A 16,307-nucleotide genomic window follows, 5' to 3' on the forward strand; every position below is an offset into this window, starting at 1 on the left:
ACGATGGTCAAACCGTTGACTAAAGGCGGGAAGCAGGACAATCCACTGCTGATTTGTTTTCCTTTTGCAGGTGGGTACTCCGCTTCATTGCGCCCATTGGGTACATTATTAGAAGGAACGTTCCGAGTGCTATGCATCGATCCTCCAGGTCACGCCAATCCGTTGCCGCTTGTGGATGATCTGGAACGATTGGTCGATTTGTATGAGGAAGCCATAGCACCTTATATGCTGCAGCCTTTCTATCTATTCGGGCACAGCATGGGAGGAATGATTGTCTTTCGCTTGACGCAACGATTGGAGTTGAAGGGGATTCGACCGGAAGGAGTAGTGATCTCTGCAGTCTATCCGCCGCACCGGGAACCGGAACGGGTGGGGCATCTAACCGACAAGGCATTCCTTGACTACCTTGTGCGCCTGGGAGGCATACCTCCAGAACTTGCGGAGGAAAGAGAGCTTCTCGAATTTTTTCTCCCGATATTCCGCTCAGATTTCCGGGCGATGGAAACCTTTGTTCCGACTGCACCCGCCAAGCTCCGCTGTCCCGTTCACATTCTTAACGGCAAACAAGATCGCCGTTATTATGAAATGATGCCGGAGTGGGGGAGATGGGCAGAGCAGGCGGAGTTTCATAGCTTTGAGGGTGGTCATATGTTTGTGTTATCCGAGACGGAGCAGGTGTCGGAACTTCTGCAAAAAATGGCTGCTTCCGACCGTTGCGACTGAGAAATCAATATAAGCTTTGTTTTATAGAATTAACTATAAGTTATAGTCAGCCTGTACGTACATGAAGAATAACCCGCCTCAGACGAGGGCGGGTTATTCTTCATGGGTTAGTGATTATCCTTAGTTGGATATTCGTTTCTTACTGCGCTGTGCGAAGAAAATGACTATCTGGCTGTGCTGGTATTTTGCGGTGTTTTATTGCGCAATAGCTCCCAAATAATAAAAGCGAGAACCAGCAACTGAGGCAGCAGCGTTTCCCAGGTTGGGTACAAGCCGAGCCAGCTTACCGAGGGCAATCCTTCCTGTACATGTGCAGGAATCTTACCGGCTACCTGGAGAGAGTGAATACTCTCGCCGAGAAAGCGGAAGACAAGATAATAGATGAGCACTGTAGCTGTGCGGAAGAAAGCGGCAATCGGCAGTCGCGCACTTAAGGCAATGATTGCGTAGCCGATAATCACGAGGATGAAGAGCGCGCTCCCGATGCCAAGCAGTAGCTGGGAAGTGTGTATAGACGGTGCCATGCCTACATAAAAAATAGTGGTTTCCGCACCTTCGCGCAAAATTGCCAAGGCGGCAATGGAGAACAGTGACCAAAGATTACCCTTGGCCAGCGCACCATCCACCTGCCGTCCCACATAGTTATTCCAAGCCGCTGCACTAGACTTGCTGTGCAGCCAGCGCCCGATGGTCAGCATCATAATTACAGCTAACAGTCCTGTAATGCCTTCAATCATTTCCCGGGCTCCCCCGGATGCCGCTCGGGAAATTGTATAGGTGAGCAGAACGGCTAAGGCGATACTACCGATTAGACCAGCAGCAGCACCGGACCAGACCCATTTCTGAGTATTCGCAGTACCGTTGCGCTTCAGATAAGCAAGGAGGGCAGCCAATACAAGAATGGCTTCCAAGCCTTCGCGCAGCAGGATCAGCGCGGCATCCCAAGCATTGTAGCTAGTCTCTCCGGCCAATGGGGTCAGTTCGGAAAGCATATTGTCCATGACTGTCATCGCCTCAGTAAGCTTAGGTGGAGCGGACAGCAGATAGCCGGTTACGGCAGCGCTCTCATTCTCGATATTGTTATAGACCGCTGGTGAAGCAATCTGTACTTGACCCTCGGCAGAAGGCCAGGCGACAATAAACTGCTCCATAATTACCGCGGCTCCGGCGCTGTCTCCGCCCGTAGCTGCGGTGGAGGCTTTCTTCAAGTAGTTAATGAGTCCTTCAATAGATGCTGGTTCACCGGAGGCGTTACCGGTATCGATTGCTTTGCCCTCGCTGTAATCGGCCAGCAGCTGGTACAGCGCTGCGGCCTCCGATTTCGCCGACTCTGCGCGGAGCGGCTCTGCCTGCAGCGCGATGCGCAGCAGGCTCATCTTTGTCTCCAGCAGGCCGTAGACGGCGGAATTATCCCCCCGGATGTCGCGCTCCGCTGGCTTCCAGCCATTGACAATGTCGCGGTAAGCTTCCGCTGCCGTCGTCCAAGCGGCGCTTTGCGCCGCTGCACGCACGCGCTCCGCCGCGGGCAACAGCTTCGCCGCAGCTTCGCGTCCGGCGAGACCCGTGTCACCGCCTTCGCCAGCGGCGGCGGTGATGTACGCGTCCACGGCTCTGGCGAGCGTGGACAACGCGGTCTTGGCGGGCGTGCCGCCGCCCGCCTCAAGGGCCGCCGCCGCATCTGCGAGTGCGGCGTCCACGGCAGCAGCCGGACCGGCGAGTGCCGGGTCCGGCGTGCCCACGTTCGCGGTGCGCCACAGCGCGGCGAACGCTGCAACATCGCCGGCCGCCGCGTCCCAGCGGCTCTGGCCGGCTTCGACGAGCGCGCTGCCGATCGGCGGCAGCAGCTCATCATGCTGCGGCGTTGCACCCGCCGCGGCCAAAGCTGCTGCTGGCTGGCAGAGCAGCAGCACACAGAGGAAGCTGAGCAGCGCGGCTGCCTTCAGCGCCTGCCATTTGTGATGCGTAAGAGAGAACATCGGGATAATCCCCTTTCAATAGTAGACAGTCATAAGAGCAGCTTAAGATCTGCTCCAAATCTTTCTTGTTCGTGCAGCAAGCTGCACTCAGCCTAGCAGAGATTCACCGATAGTTCCGCCTTCGCGAATGCCAGGGAAACAGGCGAATACCGCGCTGCCGGTGTGTACCATATATTCATTCAGCCTGTCATTCTTCGAGAGCCGCTCCTGAATCGATACGAACTGCTTCACCAAATCCCGCTGGAAGCTGATGAATAACAAGCCTGCATCCAGCTGTCCGGTCGTAAGATCCATGCCGCTGGAGTAAGAATAGGAGCGACGCAGCATTTTGACCGTACCATCACCATGCGCCAATGCGGAATGCGAATCGGGTGGGACAATAGGTTTGCCGGAGTGGTCCGTTGCTTTCAGATTCAGATCATCGAATTCGTCTTTGGCTCCTATGGGAGCGCCGCTATGGCGATAACGTCCAAAGGTCGATTCCTGGTCATTCAATGTGGAGCGATCCCAAATCTCGATACGCAGGCGTACGCGGCGTACAGCCATATAAGTGCCGCCATTCATCCAAGCGGGTCCGTCACCGCTGCTGTTCCAGACAATCTTCTGCATCTCAGCGGCATTGGTAACATCGGGATTGCCTGTGCCGTCTTTGAAGCCCAACAGATTGCGTGGTGTTGTTCCCATTGGATCTGCTCCGCCTGTACGCTGAAAGCCTTCCTGCGTCCAGCGCAGAACGGCCGTGCCACGAGCTATTCGCGCCAAATTACGGATGGCGTGGAAGGCAACTTGCAGATCATCGGCGCAGGCTTGAACACATAGATCACCCCCGGACCATTTTGGCTCCAAGTCGTCTCCTTTGAACGCAGGAAGATCAGCTAGCTTTGCCGGACGCTTCGAGGCCAGTCCGAATCTCCCATCGAAAAAGGAAGGGCCCACGCCGAACGTAAGTGTGCAACGTGCTGGCGTCAACCCTGCGGCTTCACCCGTATCGGAAGGTGGCAGATGGGGATTGTCATTTATGTTGCCAATGAGGCTGCCGGAAGTCAGCGCGGCTGCGGCGGTTGTCCATAACTCCAGCAGCTTTTTAACATCTGCCAGTTTGGTCGTAGTCAGATCGAACGACGCAAAATACAGGAAGTTTTGCGATGGAGTAAGAATTCCAGCCTGATGACTTCCGTAGAATGGGATGGTATCCTCTTTCACTTCTGCAGCTGGAACTTGGGCCGCTGCACCGCGTGTTGCCATAATCCCACCTATACCACCACCACCCAACAGCAGACCAAGACCGCCAACACCGGTGAGCCGCAGCATATCGCGGCGGCTCAGTTTTTTACCTAATAAGGGGTCACTCTTCTTCATATCTGTCACACTCCTAGAATAGTTCCCATATTGGACAAGGGCTCAGCCAATGCGTCCAGGTTCTGGCTCAATGTACGAATTTCTTCTTCCTTTAGCGCTTCGTAGGAAACGTACCCATCCCCAGATTTAAAAGGAGCTAGTTCAGCTTGCAAAGCGGCGAACTTTTCGCCGATCGTTTGTTCCAGGGCCGGATCTTTTTTCGCTAATTCTGGCTTTAATAGTTCATATATTTTTTGTGCCCCTTCGACGTTAGCGACGAAATCATACAGGTCCGTATGGGAATAACGCTCTTCTTCGCCAGTTACTTTCGAAGAGGAAACCTCGTTTAACAGTTCAACCGCACCGGTAACGAGCAGATTGGCATCAATCTCAGCAGTCTCGACTTTGGCACGCAGCAGTTGGGCATCCTGTAATAGTCGGTCTGCTACTTCTGAGGTACCTTCAGTTGTTTTGCCCTCCCAGAGTGATTTCTCAATCTTATGGAATCCACGCCAATCCGCTGCATCTACATCATTCTCACGAGCATCAATGTTAGGGTCCAGATCCCCAAGCGCTTCGGCAATCGGCTCAATTCGTTCATAGTACATGCGGGCTGGAGCATACAATGCCTTTGCTTCTTCAAGCTTGCCCGCTTTAACTGCATTCGTAAATGTTTCCGTTTCCTTCACAAACTGATCGCATTGCTCGATTACATAAGCACGGTACTGCTCAATGGCTGATGTGAAATCGACAGCCTTCACGTTAGCAGCGGGTTCAGCAGAAGCCGCGGGCACATTCAATGCCGTATTGTTGCTTGCTGCAGGTGCTTCATTTCCAGAACTTTCGTTATCATTATTGGCACATCCAGCAAACAAAATGGAGACTGCGAGCAAACCTGCAGGAACTGCATATTTCAACTTCAATCCAAACACCCCTTTTTTAAATTTATGTATTTATGTGTTTTACACTATAAATCATCTTATTTCTCGCTGAAACGGATACCATCTCTTAGAGAACAGCACAGCCGTTTCTCCTTGCCTGCAAATGATAATCGTTATCAATCATGCTTGGTTTATCATAAATCCCTACACAAGGACTGTCAATACAAAAATGTGATATTTCTCATAGCTACAATCAAATGCAGAAAAAATCCCCCGACTGAACTTGAGACTACTGCCTCAAATACTGTCGGGAGAGTGATAGTTTTCTTATGGATCAAACAAGCTAAACGGTTAATCGCTCTATAATGCTGTACTCAAGCTTAAGGTGTACAGGAGGTCCACCGTCGCCATTGATCTGGTCATGGATGATCCGAAAGGCACAAGCCCCCATCTCAAAAAGTTGATTATCGATCGTGGTGATCCCAAGCAATCTGCCAATGGGCTGATTATCGAACCCGATTATTGCCAAATCCGCTGGGATACGGAGATTGTGCTTTTGAGCTTCAATGATCAGACCCGCAGCGACATGATCTCCGGAAATAATGATAGCGTCAGGACGTTTGGTCATATTCAGCAAGCGGTGCAATACTGCCGCACCATCCTCCTCAGTTATACAATCAAAGATCATCCATTCCTCTAGAAAAGGAAGCTCTGTTTCTGCTAGGAAGTCCCTGTAGGCAGATTGTCTGATGGAGCTGCTGCTGCCATGCTTTCTCCCCTCACAGTAGCCGATATTGTGATATCCCTTGGCGGCCAAATATTCGAGACCGTGCCGAAAAGCGGAATAATGCTCAATATATACGGAAGAGAAGCGACGTTCACCGCTATCCTGGCAGGTTACAATGGGGCCATATGCTGTATACTCTTCGATGACCTCAGGCTGCAGCGCTGTAGATACAATGATTACCCCATCAATTTCCTTATTACGCAGCATATCCAATACCTTTAGTTCTTCCTCTGGACGGTAATCGGTCTGGCACAGGATCAGCCGGTATTGAGCTAGCAGTGCCTCCCGGGCAAGACCTTCCACAATGACAGAGAAATAAAAAAAATGGATATAGGGCAGAATCACAGCGATAGCCTTTGTGCGGCCGGTAATTAGATGGACCGCATTCATATTGCGAGTATAGTTCAATTGCTCAATAGTGTGCAGTACTGCGGCTCTTTTTTCCTTGCTGACATAAGGATGATTATTAAGTACACGCGATACGGTAGTTATGGAAACGCCAGCGACTCGGGCGATTTCTTTAATGTTAGCCATATGTAGGAGCAGCCTCCATGGAGTGCGAATTGATAATGCTTATATTTTAGCACATTGTCCACATGGCCTTGCGAAAAAAAGACTTGCTGTGAAATCCATTCCATATTTTATACTAGGATTGCAGTAGCCTACCGGACTAAACCAGCGTGACCGCAAGGGCGTGATGGACCGGATAGGTTTCACACGATAAATTATCCTTATATTTCTCGAAAAACGGCTTCGCCGTCCATAAAAGGACAGCGAAGCCGTTTCTGCTTAGTTCCGCTAACGCCCATTTCATACCTGCAACGTCACCATTAACATCCCCATAACATAATATATTTTGACTGTATCCCTTTACCTTGTTATACCAAACAAACCCGAGCAAGGAGGGGTGACACCATTGAAAGGGAACGAACATCACAGCAAATTTCTCTTGACGCATCGTGAACGCGAAGTATTTGAGCTTCTCGTGCAGGACAAAACAACACGCGATATTGCAGGCCTGTTATTCATCAGCGAAAAAACAGTCCGCAACCACATCTCCAACGTCATGCAAAAACTAAACGTAAAAGGCCGTTCGCAAGCGGTTGTCGAGCTGATCAAGCTTGGGGAGCTGAAAATATAGCTGCCGTGCTTTTGCAGTGAAGAATGCGTTTAAGCCTTCTTTTGCCTTAGGGTGAGGGGAGGTTTTTTGTTGTGTGGATGAGTGAAAATTCGAGTCTGAATTTGGTGCGAAATATCGATTTGAATTCAAAATATGATAAAATGAAGTTATCTAAGCGTCAAATAGCTCTCATCTTGGTCAAGGTGTGGGCTATTTGACGCTCACTAAGATAATAAACATGGAGAAGATCGAAATTCCTTGTGAAAATAGAAATTGTTTTTTCGTTTATTAAAACAAGCTGGAATCTTAGTGGCTTTTAGTGGATGGTTATGTTGATAATTACCGTTATAAATGTAGATATCCCTCATCAACAAAGGAGAATTGAAAATGAGAAAACTCGTTCTATTTCTGCACGCATCGCTTGACGGTTTTGTAGAAGGGGCGAATGGTGAAATGGACATTGGCTGGGTTTCCTACGATGCTGATTTGGAAAAACACGCGAAAGAAATTCTGAGTACTACCGACACTGTCATTTGGGGACGTGGGACTTATCAGATGATGCACAGTTACTGGCCATCTGTGCCTTCGAACCCATCAACTTCGCAGCATGAACGGAATCATGCCGAGTGGATCGAAAAGACAGCCAAAATCGTTTTTTCCACGACGCTGGAGAAAGTCGAATGGAACAATTCCAGACTGGTGAAAGAAGATGTCGAGGAAGAGATCAAGAACCTCAAACAGCAGCCAGGCAAGGATATGGTCATCCTCGGCAGTCCAAGGTTCGCACACTACCTTATGCAGCTTGATTTAATAGATGAGTATAAAATTACGGTTTCTCCCGTCCTGATCGGCAGCGGGTTGCCGTTATTCCAAGGTCTCAAGGAGAAGATCAAACTTAAACTTATCGAAAACAAGACATTTGATTCTGGAGCCATAGGCCTCGTTTACCAAACGCTTAGATGACCTTGTCTCCTAAAGTAGATTACGCTAACTCAAGCTTGGGGAGCTGAAAATATAGCTGCCGTGCTTTTGCAATGAAGAATGCGTTTAAGCCTTCTTTTGCCTTAGGGTGAGGGGAGGTTTTTGTTGTGTTGGAACTTGTGGAGATGATGAGCAATTAGTTGGGAAATTATTTTACTTAGGGTAAATGATTTGCATCGTTTCAAAATCAACCTTCAGAGAAGCCATATGGATCTTGAATGGAACCTAATTGCTTTACAGGCAGTGTTTTCCCATAGATGGTTAAGAAATACTCAACTTGCAACTGATTTTTCAGGCGTCGAATTTACGCAAAAAAACAACGACTCTGTAAACTATATCATTGATAGCATAGAAGTCTTTCATGGTATACTTGCACCTCAGTTTCCAAAATCGACCAAAGGAGTTTGTTGCAATGTCGAAATACCGTATATTTGCTTTATTCTTGATCTTGATCATCGTTATAAATCTGGTGGCTGGTACTGCGTTGGCTGCACCGATCAAATCTGTGAACTTGAAATTTACAGAAGTGTCCATATCCTTGATGAAAGGGGAAAAAACCGATCTGAAAACGAAGCTGAAATCGACGGTCAAAGTCCAGTATCTCTTCTCGACCAGTAACGCCAAGATTGCATCGGTAACTCCAGCTGGCATCGTAACCGGTATTGCTCCAGGCAAGGCGACTGTTACCGCTTCGGTTTCTCAGAAAGGGTATAGTGGTAAAGCGAGCATTGTCGTTCAAGTGGTTGCGTCGACAACGAGCGGAGGCAAGACGTCCGTATCCGCTATACCTGTCTTCTACACGGATAAGGTGTTGCTGGACGCCGACATCCGCAAAGGCTTGCAGAATTTATTCAAAAAGGATTACACAAAGCTGACAACCGAGGAAATCGCGCAGCGTGACAAGCTAATGAATATCGATCGTCAGCAGTTGCTAATTGGTCTACAGGCGATCGTCATGAAAGGTGCGCCGTCTTGGTCGACGAGCATGGTTCAGGATTTCGCCGTACATAACTTGGAAGACAATATTAAAGATATCGCGGCATTGTTCTCGAACGCCGGCTCGGACCAAGCTTCGCAACGGGCGTCCTTGGAGTTGCTTAAAGCTTTCAATTCCGATAAAGCGTTGAAAGCTTTCGGCAAATTGCTGATGTCTTCGACGGACGCGAATCTGAGATACAGCCTCGCTTACTTGATTAGTACATATGAAGGAAACTCTGAAGCACTTTCGATTCTGATCAACGCGACGTTTAAGGAAACCGACGACAAAACGTGGACCAACGAAGCCGCTTCTTTAATCTCGGTGGCCGGAACGGATCCCACAATGATTAATATCGTCATACTCACTTACGGACAATTTTCGGATACGAAAAAAACCCAGTTCGCAGGTTTCTTTGGTTACGACGATCCCGCTCGAGCAGAATTGTTCAAGGCCTGGGAAACAACCTTGAACGGTAACCTCCAGTCCTCCGTTGATGAACTGAAAAACGCTTCTAACACGTTATTGAACGATTTGAAGAAATTTCCGCATTTCAAAGGTTAAATGAATGGTTCAATCCTTTTATGAGAAATCGATAGGATAATTGCTGAATTCATTCTGCCAATTACGCATGGTCAAGGCGAGAATTTTATCTAATGGTTTCGCTCCTTTGTTATTAAGGAGCGAAACCATTATTTGTTTAGGGACCAATCCGCTGCTTACACTGCTGCTCTCTGGTGCTGGCATTCACAATGTTCAATTCATTGTAAAGATTCCACTTATCGTTATGCTTTGCGTTGGTATTATTGTGCTGGCCTCTCTGGTATCGATGTTAGTGGCACGGAGGGTCAAGCATATATCAGCATATGGGTTTATTACAGAATAGTTGATGCGATTCGTTTCTCGACGGCGATTTCCAGCACTTCTCAGCACATAGTTTCTCTAAACTAGCATCGAGTAATAACTGATAACATTTTAGGTATCGAAAATAGATGCTTCTGCTAATCCAGGAGCGTCTTTTTTTCTAGGTCGGATTATCTGACAGATCTCTATCAAGAAACTGGATGGAGGAGTGGGGTTATCAAATGGATGTAATAACGTTTTTGTTTACTCACCAAAACAACGGAGTAGTGAGTTAGATCACAATCTAATTTTTATGACATGATAAATTAAAGCTATTAAGGTAATCCAGGAGGATCTGTTATGACAAGATACGAACAACAAAGGCACTTTCTAAAATCTAATTTTCATGAATTTAAACATATAAAAACAGATAAGATCAAAGGACTTGCACAACCCCCAATTGTTAAGCCCGCCCATTCAGAATCACTAATTATTGATTTGCCAAAGGTCAGCAAAGACGTTGTGTGTAAAGAAAACATTTTTGATTGTATAAATCAAAGAAGAAGTACGAGGTTTTATTCTGCGGAAACTTTAAGTCTGGATGAGTTATCCTATTTATTATGGGCTACCCAAGGAATTACGGGTATGAATAAGAACGGACTTACGCTGCGAACTGTACCATGCAGTGGGGCGACACACACATTTGAAACCTATTTAATTATTATGCGAGTAGAAGGCATTCAACGAGGAATCTACAGATACCTTCCTGTCGAACATAAGCTATTATTTATGTTTGAATTAGATGAACTTGAACATAAGATTGATGCTATTACTTTAGATCAGCCATTTGTCCCTAACTTTGCCAAAAAGGCTTCTGTACTGTTTGCATGGAGTACAACACCCTATCGCTCTGAATGGAAGTATGATATTTCAGCTCACAAAAAAATCCTTATCGATGTTGGACATGTATGCCAAAACCTTTATTTATCCAGTGAATCTATCGGTGCAGGTGCTTGCGCAATTGGAATCTATGATCAAAAGTTGATTGATGAGATTTTAGAATTAGACGGTGATGAAGAATTTGTTATCTATCTTGGTGCAGTTGGAAAGAAACGAGAATAGCTGTAAATTCTATTCTGTTTTGCTTAAATAACAAAAAATGCAGAATAGGCAGACTCGAAAGTCTTGAGCGCCCATGTTAACTTCAGCATGACCGAAGTCGAATAATGGCGAACTGTAGATTCACCACCCGTGAAACCACATTCGTCTACAAGTCTTTCGTTGATTCTTGCAGCCGTAAGACGTTTCCATCACTGGACAGGTGCGATCTTTCGGTATCTCAGTATCTTTTAGCATTTTGCGGATAGTCTGACTAATGCGTTTAAGCCTTCTTTTGCCTTAGGGTGAGGGGAGGTTTTTTGTTGTGGAATTCTTTTCGATGTTTCACTTTTACAATAAAAACAAGCGATTGCCTTATGCGACATCGCTTGTTTTGAGGATGTTAAGTTTGTATCTCAGACTTCCATAAGCTGTTCCTCACAGTTAGTTATCCTGACAAGCTCTGATTTGGGATAGCCCAGACGTTTAGTCTTTTCGCAGCACCACCAGCAGGAGCAATGGATTTTTCCTTTGGCAAAGCTGCCGTCGTGTTTGTAGGCCCATCCCCACTGTGCCACCATTCGCTTTTTGCGCTTGATAATTTGCTGTCTGTAGTAACGAATATAGGCTTGATTTCGATTTGTTCGGTAAGGTTTTATAACCATCACGCTCCCTTGGGATAAGGCTCAGCCCGTAGGAGTTCCAAGGGTAAAAGGATTCTACGGGCAGAGCATGATGGAAATCTTCTCTAGATTCAAATGTGTATACACCACCTTGTTCTAATATATCATAAACATTGAGTGGCAAGGAATTGGAAGAACCTTGTGAATATGCCGCAAGAGCAGAATACGCAATCCTACAGAACATTGAGCCCAATAAAGCGTATTTCAAACTACATCTCCTAGTCGTGCAAAAATTAAATATAAAAGAGCTGTTCATGCTTAGGAGTTGATTGCTTTGAAAAACTACTTTCGGGAAAATTGTGTAAGTGTTATCCGCAAAGCCTTGATATGCCTACATTCTCGATGGTCTGGAAGTCGACTTCGACGAATCCCACATGACCAGCGGCTAAGCCTATCTAAGTAGATTTCTGAATACAGTGAGAGCTTAATAGATGACTCCAAAAGCATTGGAGCCTTTGAGGTTGAACAACCTCGGAGGGCTCCTTTTTAATTCCCAATATTTTGAAAGGCTGATATACTGGAGGAGGAAATGAAATGCAAATACTGCTGAGTATGCGTGACGAGCGGACCATTGCCAAAAGGCTTGAGAAATTCAGTCCAGAGCATATTTTGAGAATATAGAGGGTTAGCTCGTACGACAAGGTAAGGGAAGAAAAGACCGGAATATACTTCTATCCGATGCCGCTTATGAGATTATGCGCAAATATATTGAGCAGCAGAAATCTAAAGAATATTAAAGAGAGGAAATACGTGAATGACAATTATATTAGGTAACAAGATTGGAGAAGGCGGCTGCTCAGAAGTATTTGAAATAGGAAACAATCAAATAATTAAACTTGTCAGAGAAAATACAAGTATTGAAACAGCAAGAAGAGAATATCTTAATAACTGTATCGCTTGGCAATGTGGACTCTCTGTTCCGCAACCGTTTGACTTAATAGAAGTGGACGGTAGGCCAGGAATTATAGTTGAACATATTATAGGCGAAACAATTATGGATCGTTTTGTTAAGCATGCTTTCATTAGCAAGACCCATGAAAATAACCAAGACGATATTCGGCAGACAGCCCAACTATTATACAAAGTACACAATACACTATTTGACGGTTATGAATTACCTTCTCAAAGAAGTGTAATTAAATACAATATTATGAGCGTTAATTATCTAAGTGAACACGAGAAAGAGAACGTAATCTCATTAATGGATTCATTGCCATACAAACATTGCATGTGTCATGGCGATCCTAACCCAGGCAATATCATTATTAAGAATGATGGAAAGGCTGTATTGATAGATTGGATGAATGCAACAAACGGGAATCCTGAAGCTGATACATGGATAACACCGATTTGTGCTAGAAAATTATCCGCCGACGCAATATCTGATATAAAGAAGGAAAAACTTGTTCAAGAGATTAGAAGGACTTTAACGGCGAAACAAGCGTAGGTAAGTCAAAAAAGAGACATCAGCTAATAGTATATTTAAATTCGTTATTAATAACCAAAGATCATAAAGGGATAGGTGACAAGACATTAAATTACTTTTTATCTGTAGCCGTAATAAATGGCGTAGCTTAACTGCGGAGAAGATTTTTGATGGATACAATGGCTATGAAGTAAGATCGGCAGGAACGGAAGAAGGAGCAAGAATTAAGGTTACTGAAGGACATATTGGATGGTCGGACTGGATTTTTGTAATGGAGAAGAAGCATACGAGACGGCTTATAGATAAATTTCCAATCAGTCTAAAGAATAAACGATTAATCTGTCTTGATATCCCAGACGATTATCAATTTATGGATGAAGAATTAATAGAAATATTGAAATCAAGAGTATCAGAACATATTGAAGTGCCGGAATAATTAAGTTGGAAATATTCGGGGGAGGTTTACGAAGAGACAGGACTCATTATTAAAGAAATGAAGCTATTGATATATACGAACTTCCTCAAACGCTCTCAAAGACGAATGTACCTGTCTTTGAAGATTTAAGAAGAAGATTAAGTGAAATAAATAAATACACACATACTGTTATTCAAGTGTGAATTGAATTCGATGAAGTAATGAGGGGAGATATCGAATGGAACTTGATATATTCTATCAATCAATTACAGAACAAGAACGTAATACGTTTTCCGAATTAGCTCATGCTGCAATGCTACTCGGATACAAACCCAAGAAGGCAAAAACGCAGGCAGTAAATTATGTATTCGTTAACAACAGAACAAAACACCATATAATGAAGTTTTCTATTGAGAAAGGGAAACCTATTCTAAAATTGAAGTTTTATGCTTCAACAGAATATTCTAACCTCTTTCAAGAGGGAGTTAGAACAACGATTGAAGAATATAATTACAAATATACTGGTTGTTATCATTGCGGCAAATGTACTGATGAACTGAAAGGATATGTATACAAATATAATGATGGACGAACATATTTTAGATGTGGTGGAGAATTGATAAGTTTACCCCCAATAAGTCAAAACGATATACCTGAAATAATAAAACTCTTAGAAAGACAACATGAATATTATTTATACAAAGAGGGCTAACCCATGAAATATAAGATCCTAATGATTTTAACCGTAGTACTAATTGCATGTATCGCAATAATTATCACAATAAGATCAGAGGATATAGAGTTTGATGAAGTAAGAGTGGAAGAATTAGATAACGATATTCAGGACACAATTAAACAAATTAAAGAGCAAAAAACGTATTTCATAATTAAAGATAAGACAATTGTTTTGTATTCAAACCTAAGTAAATCAGGTCTTTATACGTATCCATACGCAGAAATTAAACAAAAGAAGAGTAAATTAATAGTAAATATTAAAAGTCACATGGCAGCAGATGAGCAATATATAAAAGAAATATTGATCATTAGAATAAAAAATTTCAAGCAATTACCTGAAGAGTTTGAAACCACTTTCTTAGATCAAAAAACTGATTATAAAATTATAGATCTGTCTAAATGAGGTCCTGTCGGCCCATGGTTACTAGAAGTTATAGGCAGAGAAGCAGAATCAGGTGACACACCTGCGTAGTTAATGCAAATCAATAATTAGGAGGTCCTAATGAATAATTCGAATATACTTCAAAGCAAAAATGAAGAGACTAATTACATACGGAACAAATTAATTGAGTTCAATTCCAAACATGTTCCAAACGGTCGCTATGAAGAAGTGAATTTGTGTATAAAGAATGATCAAAAAGAAATCATTGCAGGACTAAATAGTGCGGTATGTTGGAACTGGATGGAGATTGATATTTTATGGGTTCACGAAGATTATCGTATACAAGGTCATGGGAAGAAATTACTTGAAGAAGCCGAAAAAATCGCAAGAGAAAAGAACTGTACATTCATCAAATTAAACACATTCAGTTTTCAAGCTCCCGAATTTTATCGAAAATATGGATACAAGATAATTGCAATTATTGAAAATGCTCCACAAGGCAATAAACATTACTACCTGATTAAAGATTTAGTTTAGTTGATTCGAAGAAGGCATTATCATCAAGGTTAGAACTGGCAGACTCTGACGGGTATGCGTAACAGCTACGAGGCTTAAAACACCAGTTTTCAGGAGGGATAAATGAGTATTAAGGATATTACTTACAATATTGACGAGGTAACTTTTCAACTAAAGGAAGATATTGATTTCAGTTGGCTACACAAATTAGGTTATATTTTTGCAGTTTTCGATCAACAAGACTCCGGTAATATTTGTTTTGGAGTGGAGAAAGAAGGACAGAAGAAGTTTATTAAATATGCTGGAACCAGGCCTGTTGATTATCAAGGAGATCCTGCTGAAGCAGTATCGAGACTGAAAGGCGCAATTCCAATTTATTATGAACTCAGACATTCAAGTTTAGTCGAAATCTTGGATCTCCTTTTTATAAATATAAGCACTTATCAAGCAGCAAGGACGAACTAACAGATAAATTAAAAGGCAGTACAATTACTGAAGTATCGCTGTCTGAAACGCAATTCGTTATCAAAATAATGTCAAATAATCAAAGTCATACTTTGATTTTTTATAAGTATAATGATGACCTGCCCCCACATGGTAATGGTTAAGCTAGAAAACCCTCCTTTGATGAAGGTCCTATTGGTAAGTATATATTGTTGTGTAATAAGAATGCATTATTGCATGTATAGTCAAAAATGTCGGAGAGATCCTATAACAACGTATTCACGCAGCTAGCCTGACGGCGCTTGATCTGCACCCATTAAGCCAGTGATGGTTAGTGAATACAACATCGTTATACGAAAGTCTCAAAGGACATTGGAAAATAGGTGATAACTTCATGGAAATCTCAATGAGTCTTGAACCACATGGGTGGTTAGATGTAGTGATTAATTCTAAAGATGGCGAAGAAATCGAGATCCCGGTTTCGTTTTTGACAGACGCTATCTATGATATAGCTAATAAAGTATCTATCTTGAATAATGAGGTAAATGAAGTAATTATTAGTGTGCAGACTGAACCAGGCGAATATCGATTCAGAATTCTAAAAGTTTCGAATACACTTAGTTTGTTTGAGGTGTTTGAAATGAATGATAATTTTAGTTCGGAAATGCTTGAAGAAGGGACTTTGTTAATAACTGAAGAAATAAAAACAATTAGGTTATTGAGAATAATACATAGGGAACTAACCAAAATGAAAGATTTGGGGGCAAAAGAATATAAAGAAAGATGGAATTCAGATTTTCCTATAAGTGCTTATGAAAGAATCACCGATTCAATTTTAAGACTAAAACAATTTGAAGTGAATTCAGAGTAGAGAGAACCTCGTATAACACCATATTCACGCTTCGGGCCATTCGGCCCTCGGTCCGGACCGGAGTTAGAAGTGGGTTAGGGGATGCAATTACAGTAGAGAGGAAGCAGATTCA

General features: G+C 43.7%; 20 protein-coding genes. 12 read left to right on the forward strand and 8 right to left on the reverse strand.

Annotated features, from left to right (window positions below; translation table 11 throughout):
* Positions 1–3: 3 nt before the first annotated feature.
* A complete protein-coding gene (locus tag GJB61_RS24060) occupies positions 4–723 on the forward strand; it encodes a thioesterase II family protein (RefSeq protein WP_154121738.1) in 720 nt (239 codons plus the stop codon).
* 164 nt (positions 724–887) lie between these two features.
* On the opposite strand, the gene GJB61_RS32435 is transcribed toward GJB61_RS24060, so the two are convergent.
* From GJB61_RS32435 to GJB61_RS31905, 6 genes are all read right to left on the reverse strand, one after another.
* The gene (locus GJB61_RS32435; RefSeq protein WP_338116082.1) at positions 888–2,462 is read right to left on the reverse strand and encodes an FTR1 family iron permease; all 1,575 of its coding nucleotides are present in this window, start codon (positions 2,460–2,462) and stop codon (positions 888–890) included.
* A gap of 109 nt (positions 2,463–2,571) precedes the next feature.
* Positions 2,572–2,718, reverse strand: a complete 147-nt coding sequence (locus tag GJB61_RS31900; RefSeq protein ID WP_229522415.1) for a hypothetical protein — start codon at positions 2,716–2,718, stop codon at positions 2,572–2,574.
* A gap of 68 nt (positions 2,719–2,786) precedes the next feature.
* Positions 2,787–4,058 (reverse strand): iron uptake transporter deferrochelatase/peroxidase subunit, encoded by a 1,272-nt coding sequence (gene efeB, locus GJB61_RS24070; RefSeq protein ID WP_154121581.1) that lies wholly within the window; start codon positions 4,056–4,058, stop codon positions 2,787–2,789.
* 5 nt (positions 4,059–4,063) lie between these two features.
* Entirely contained in the window at positions 4,064–4,960 is an 897-nt protein-coding gene (gene efeO / locus GJB61_RS24075) for an iron uptake system protein EfeO (RefSeq protein WP_154121582.1), read from the reverse strand.
* A gap of 301 nt (positions 4,961–5,261) precedes the next feature.
* The gene (locus GJB61_RS24080) at positions 5,262–6,239 is read right to left on the reverse strand and encodes a LacI family DNA-binding transcriptional regulator (RefSeq protein ID WP_154121583.1); all 978 of its coding nucleotides are present in this window, start codon (positions 6,237–6,239) and stop codon (positions 5,262–5,264) included.
* Positions 6,240–6,375: 136 nt separating this feature from the next.
* A complete protein-coding gene (locus GJB61_RS31905; RefSeq protein ID WP_229522416.1) occupies positions 6,376–6,519 on the reverse strand; it encodes a hypothetical protein in 144 nt (47 codons plus the stop codon).
* A gap of 102 nt (positions 6,520–6,621) precedes the next feature.
* On the opposite strand from GJB61_RS31905, the gene GJB61_RS24085 reads away from it, so the two are divergent.
* The 3 genes from GJB61_RS24085 (at position 6,622) to GJB61_RS24095 (ending at position 9,346) form a co-directional block, all read left to right on the forward strand.
* The gene (locus tag GJB61_RS24085) at positions 6,622–6,846 is read left to right on the forward strand and encodes a helix-turn-helix domain-containing protein (RefSeq protein ID WP_019908812.1); all 225 of its coding nucleotides are present in this window, start codon (positions 6,622–6,624) and stop codon (positions 6,844–6,846) included.
* A gap of 366 nt (positions 6,847–7,212) precedes the next feature.
* Entirely contained in the window at positions 7,213–7,788 is a 576-nt protein-coding gene (locus GJB61_RS24090) for a dihydrofolate reductase family protein (protein ID WP_154121584.1), read from the forward strand.
* 430 nt (positions 7,789–8,218) lie between these two features.
* On the forward strand, positions 8,219–9,346 hold the full coding sequence (locus tag GJB61_RS24095; protein ID WP_195724455.1) for an Ig-like domain-containing protein: 1,128 nt from the start codon (positions 8,219–8,221) through the stop codon (positions 9,344–9,346).
* 18 nt (positions 9,347–9,364) lie between these two features.
* On the opposite strand, the gene GJB61_RS31910 is transcribed toward GJB61_RS24095, so the two are convergent.
* Positions 9,365–9,529, reverse strand: a complete 165-nt coding sequence (locus GJB61_RS31910) for a hypothetical protein (protein ID WP_229522417.1) — start codon at positions 9,527–9,529, stop codon at positions 9,365–9,367.
* A 456-nt stretch (positions 9,530–9,985) separates the two neighbouring features.
* Here GJB61_RS31910 and GJB61_RS24100 point away from each other — a divergent pair, with 456 nt between their 5' ends.
* A complete protein-coding gene (locus GJB61_RS24100; protein WP_154121586.1) occupies positions 9,986–10,747 on the forward strand; it encodes a SagB/ThcOx family dehydrogenase in 762 nt (253 codons plus the stop codon).
* Between the two features lie 462 nt (positions 10,748–11,209).
* Here GJB61_RS24100 and GJB61_RS24105 read toward each other — a convergent pair whose 3' ends face one another.
* Positions 11,210–11,614 (reverse strand): hypothetical protein, encoded by a 405-nt coding sequence (locus tag GJB61_RS24105; RefSeq protein ID WP_154121587.1) that lies wholly within the window; start codon positions 11,612–11,614, stop codon positions 11,210–11,212.
* Between the two features lie 546 nt (positions 11,615–12,160).
* On the opposite strand from GJB61_RS24105, the gene GJB61_RS24110 reads away from it, so the two are divergent.
* From GJB61_RS24110 to GJB61_RS24140, 7 genes are all read left to right on the forward strand, one after another.
* On the forward strand, positions 12,161–12,853 hold the full coding sequence (locus tag GJB61_RS24110; RefSeq protein ID WP_154121588.1) for a phosphotransferase: 693 nt from the start codon (positions 12,161–12,163) through the stop codon (positions 12,851–12,853).
* 85 nt (positions 12,854–12,938) lie between these two features.
* Positions 12,939–13,268 carry a low molecular weight protein tyrosine phosphatase family protein gene (locus tag GJB61_RS31915; RefSeq protein WP_338116106.1) on the forward strand — a complete coding sequence of 110 codons (330 nt, stop codon included), beginning with the start codon at positions 12,939–12,941 and terminating at the stop codon, positions 13,266–13,268.
* A 217-nt stretch (positions 13,269–13,485) separates the two neighbouring features.
* The gene (locus GJB61_RS24120) at positions 13,486–13,959 is read left to right on the forward strand and encodes a hypothetical protein (RefSeq protein WP_154121589.1); all 474 of its coding nucleotides are present in this window, start codon (positions 13,486–13,488) and stop codon (positions 13,957–13,959) included.
* 3 nt (positions 13,960–13,962) lie between these two features.
* Positions 13,963–14,385, forward strand: coding sequence for a hypothetical protein (locus tag GJB61_RS24125; RefSeq protein ID WP_154121590.1), 423 nt, complete (start codon positions 13,963–13,965; stop codon positions 14,383–14,385).
* A 99-nt stretch (positions 14,386–14,484) separates the two neighbouring features.
* On the forward strand, positions 14,485–14,901 hold the full coding sequence (locus tag GJB61_RS24130; protein WP_154121591.1) for a GNAT family N-acetyltransferase: 417 nt from the start codon (positions 14,485–14,487) through the stop codon (positions 14,899–14,901).
* Positions 14,902–15,003: 102 nt separating this feature from the next.
* On the forward strand, positions 15,004–15,345 hold the full coding sequence (locus tag GJB61_RS24135; RefSeq protein WP_154121592.1) for a hypothetical protein: 342 nt from the start codon (positions 15,004–15,006) through the stop codon (positions 15,343–15,345).
* A gap of 373 nt (positions 15,346–15,718) precedes the next feature.
* A complete protein-coding gene (locus GJB61_RS24140; RefSeq protein ID WP_154121593.1) occupies positions 15,719–16,195 on the forward strand; it encodes a hypothetical protein in 477 nt (158 codons plus the stop codon).
* The last annotated feature ends 112 nt before the right edge of the window (positions 16,196–16,307 follow it).

The organism is Paenibacillus monticola (genome assembly GCF_009664975.1).
Classification (GTDB): domain Bacteria; phylum Bacillota; class Bacilli; order Paenibacillales; family Paenibacillaceae; genus Paenibacillus_AQ; species Paenibacillus_AQ monticola.